The organism is Phytohabitans kaempferiae (genome assembly GCF_042433955.1).
Lineage (GTDB): Bacteria > Actinomycetota > Actinomycetes > Mycobacteriales > Micromonosporaceae > Phytohabitans > Phytohabitans kaempferiae.
In genome coordinates this window covers 1-4,034 of sequence record NZ_JBHLUH010000057.1, presented here as the reverse complement: position 1 = coordinate 4,034, position 4,034 = coordinate 1, and the positions used below count along the sequence as shown (strand labels likewise).

Annotated in this window: 2 protein-coding genes; one reads left to right on the top strand and one right to left on the bottom strand. The window is 74.7% G+C overall.

From position 1 onward, the window contains the following. The first annotated feature begins 198 nt into the window (after positions 1-198). Entirely contained in the window at positions 199-966 is a 768-nt protein-coding gene (locus ACFFIA_RS26725; RefSeq protein ID WP_377255321.1) for an SDR family oxidoreductase, read from the top strand. Between the two features lie 71 nt (positions 967-1,037). Here the strand turns inward: ACFFIA_RS26725 and ACFFIA_RS26720 are convergent, their stop codons facing one another. After that, on the bottom strand, positions 1,038-3,929 hold the full coding sequence (locus tag ACFFIA_RS26720) for a glycoside hydrolase family 2 TIM barrel-domain containing protein (RefSeq protein ID WP_377255319.1): 2,892 nt from the start codon (positions 3,927-3,929) through the stop codon (positions 1,038-1,040). Between the last annotated feature and the right edge of the window lie 105 nt (positions 3,930-4,034).

Below are 4,034 nucleotides of genomic sequence, written 5' to 3'. Positions count from 1 at the left end.
TGTTTCCGCTACGTTCTCACGGCTGGACAACGCTCAGGAGGCGACCGCCGCGCGTGCGGCGCGCCGCTGTGAGCGGTCACGGCCATGTCGCCGATCCCGGCCTCCGGGGCGGCTGGCCCTCACGCGGGAGGCCGGGACCTCGCACGTGGATGTCGCGGCCCGGTGCCGGGATGGTTGGATCTTGTGAGGAGGTGTCGGGTGAGCAGGTTTCTGGTGACCGGATCGTCGGACGGGATCGGGGCGGGGATCGCCGCGGAGCTGGAGTCGCGGGGGCACGCGGTGGTCCGCCACGCCCGCGACGAGGCGAAGGCGGCGCGGCTGCGCGCGGCCGGCGCCGACGATGTCGTGGTCGGCGATCTGGCATCACTCGCCTCCACCCGGGCGATGGCGGCCGACCTGAGCGCGCGCCCACCGTTCGACGTCGTGGTGCACAACGCCGGCTGGCTCCCGCCGGAGGGCGAGCGGCCGGTGACCGGTGACGGGCTGGAGCGGACGTTCCAGGTCAACGCCCTCTCCGCGTACCTGCTCACCGCCCTCCTGCCGCTCCCCTCCCGCCTCGTCTACGTCAGCTCCAACTCGATCAGGCGCGGCCGCATCGACCTCGACGACCTCCAGCACGAGGCGAATTGGACGTCCGACTCCGCGTACGCCGGCTCGAAGCTCGCCATGACCGCGATCGCGTTCGCCGCCGCCCGCCGCTACCCGGCCGTGCTCTGCAACGCCGTACATCCGGGGTGGATCCGCACCAAGATGAGCGGCGACGTGGCACCGCTCGACGTGGCGGCCGGCGCCGACACGCCCGTGTGGCTGGCCACGTCGGACGATCCCGAGGCGACCGTCACCGGCACGTTCTTCCACGAGCGGCGCGTGGTGCGCCTCAACGAGCAGGCGTACGACCCCGCCACGCAGGACGCGCTGGTGGAGCGGTGCGCCGCCCTCACCGGCGTGGCGCTGCCCGCCGCCTGAGCCGCTGACCGGGGCGCCACGGTGCGGTGCGCCGCGTGGTCCGGCGCACCGCGGTCCGGGGCGTGTCGCGTTCACAGCACTCGCAGCTCCAGCTCCAGCCGGGCCGGTGCCGCCGGCAGCAGATAGCCCGGCAGCACGCCCGGCCCGCACGAGGCCGAGCCGATGCCGTTGTGGCCGGCGTCGAGCGTGAGCCAGGTGTGGCCGTCGGCGACCAGGTCGGTGGGGTGCGCGGCCCGGTCCAGCGCCTCGGCGGTCCACGGCCGCACCGTCAGCCCGAAGGGCGCCCGCCCCTCGACCCGCACGCCGCCGCCCCGCCCGGCCGTGACACTCGCCCAGCGCACACCGGCGCGGCGCCCGTTCTCCTGCGGAAAGAGGTAGGGCGTCTGCAACTCGCCCACCGTCCGGAACCACCGGCCGACACGCGTGGCGAGGCCGGTGTCCGGGTACGCCTCGCCGGGCCCCCGCCCGAACCACTCCACCTGGTCCAGCTCGCCGGGGAGGCCGAGCACGACGCCGAGCATCGGCAGCGGGCCCGGCACGTGCCCCTCCACGCCGATGTCCACCACCAGCCGCAGCCGGTCGCCGGCCAGCGCGGTCCAGGCGTAGGTGGCCAGCAGGGCACCGTCGACCGCCGCCGGCGCGACGCGGGTACGCACGACCACGCCGGTACCGGTGACGGCGACCTCGTCCACGCGGTGTGTGAGGCGGTCGAGGCCGGCGCCGCGCCAGACCGGTTCGAGGGCCTCGCCGTGCGGCGCGCGGTCGTTGTCGGTGGGCGCGCGCCAGACCTGGAGGCGCGGGCCGTCGACCTCCCACGGGCCGAGCCGCACGAGGCGCCCGGTCCGCCCGTCGAGCACGGCCGGTCCGGCATGGAGCTGGCCGCCCTCCGGCCGGGGCGGCACGGGAGCCGGAGAGGTCGTGACCGCCCTCGGCGTGGCGGGCTGCCGCACCTCCAGCTGCGTCGACGCCACTTCGTGGCCGGCCTTGGCCCAGGGCTCGTCGGCCGCGAGCACCGCGCACACCGTCACGTACGCCTCGCCGGTGGTCGCCGGGAGGGAGGGCAGCCGCACCACCGTGCTCTCCCCCGCCGGTACGTCGCCGACCGCCAGCGTGCCCCGGGCCACCACCTCCCCGTCGTCCTCCAGGGTCCACCGGAAGTCCAGATGCGACAGTCCACTGTCGAGGTACCGGTTGGCGATGGCGACGCCGTCACCGGAGCCGGCGATCTGCACCGGCTCGAAGACCTTCTTCACGTCGAGCAGGCCGGGCGAGGACGTACGGTCGGGGAAGAGCAGCCCGTCCGCGACGAAGTTGCCGTCGTGGACCTCCTCGCCGAAGTCGCCGCCGTAGGCGAAGAACTCGCGCCCGTCGTCGGTACGCGCGCGGATGCCGTGGTCGATCCACTCCCACACGAAGCCGCCATGGAGGCGCGGATACCGCTCGTACAGCCGCTGGTACTCGGCGAGCCCGCCGGGGCCGTTGCCCATCGCGTGCGCGTACTCCACGTGGATGAACGGCATCGCGCGGCGGCGGGCGTCCAACGCGGGGTCGTCGAGCGGCGCCTCCTCGCCTCGGCCGATCGCCTCCACTTCGGCGACGGGGAGGTACATGCGGGAGTAGACGTCGACGTCGCGGCAGGTCCAGTCGCGCTCGTAGAGCAGCGGGCGGCTGGGGTCGCGCCGCCGGGTCCAGCCGGCCATCGCGGCGAGGTTGCGCCCGCTGCCGCTCTCGTTGCCCAGCGACCAGAGCACCACGCTCGGATGGTTCTTGTCCCGCTCTACCGTGCGCCGCATCCGGTCGACCAGCGCGTCCCGCCACCTCGGGTCGTCGGCGGGGTTGCCGCGCCAGTCGACCGTCCCGTAGCCGTGCGTCTCCAGGTCGCACTCGTCGACGACCCACAGCCCGTACTCGTCGCAGAGGTCGAGGAAGCGGGGGTGCGGCGGATAGTGGCTGGTGCGTACCGCGTTGATGTTGTGCTGTTTCATCAGCAGCACGTCTTCGCGCATGTCCTCCTCGGTGACCGCGCGGCCCCGGTCGGGGTGGAACTCGTGCCGGTTGACGCCGCGGAAGAGCAGGCGCCGCCCGTTGGCGGTGAGTACGCCGTCGACGACCCGCACCGTGCGGAAGCCGATCCGCAGGGTCACCGTCTCGGCGCCGGTGCTGACCGTCGCGTCGTAGAGCCGGGGGCGCTCGGCCGACCAGGGCTCCACGCGCGGCAGGCGCACCGTCTCGCCGGCGGCGACGTCGACGCCGAGCTCCGGCACGCGTACCCGGGCCGGGGCCTGCCCCGTCGCGGCGGTGACGGTGAGTGTGCCCGCGCCGGTGTGGTGGTCGTAGTCGGCGCGCACCTCCACGTCGGCGACGCCCCCGGCCGGGCGGGCGAGGAGGTCGACGCCGCGGAAGAGGCCGGAGAGCCACCACATGTCCTGGTCTTCGAGGTAGCTGCCGGCACTCCACTGCACGACCCGCACCGCGACGACGTTGTCACCGCCCGGGCGCAGCGCCTCCGTGACGTCGAACTCGCTGGTCAGCCGGCTGCCGCTGGTCCAGCCCACCTCGACGCCGTTGAGCCACACGCGGGCGGCCGAGTCGGCGCCGGCGAGGCGGAGCACCGCGCGCCCGCCCGGCGGCCAGCCCTCGGGGAGGCGGAACGCGTGCCGGTGGTCGCCGGTCGGATTCTCGTCGGGCACGCGCGGCGGGTCGAGCGGGAATGGGTAGCTGATGTTGGTGTACGCCGGCGCGCCGTACCCGTGCAACTGCCAGTGCGACGGCACGGGCAGGCGCTCCCAGCCGGTGTCGTCGAAGGCCGGCCGGATGAAGTCGAGGGGTCCGTCGGCACGGCCCGCGTACCGGAAGCGCCACAGCCCGTCGAGCGACAGCCGCGGGGCGTCGGTGTCGAGCCAGGCGCGTGCGGGCAGGGCGGGCGGCGGGGCGAAGGACTCGTACCAGGGGCGGTCGCTCACGGCCGTCCTCGCTCCGCCGCGGGCGGGCACGGCGCGCTGGTGGGGGTGGGCATGGGGGTGCGTTCGCTCCGCGTTCTCATGCCCGGAAGCGTACTGTGAGCGCTC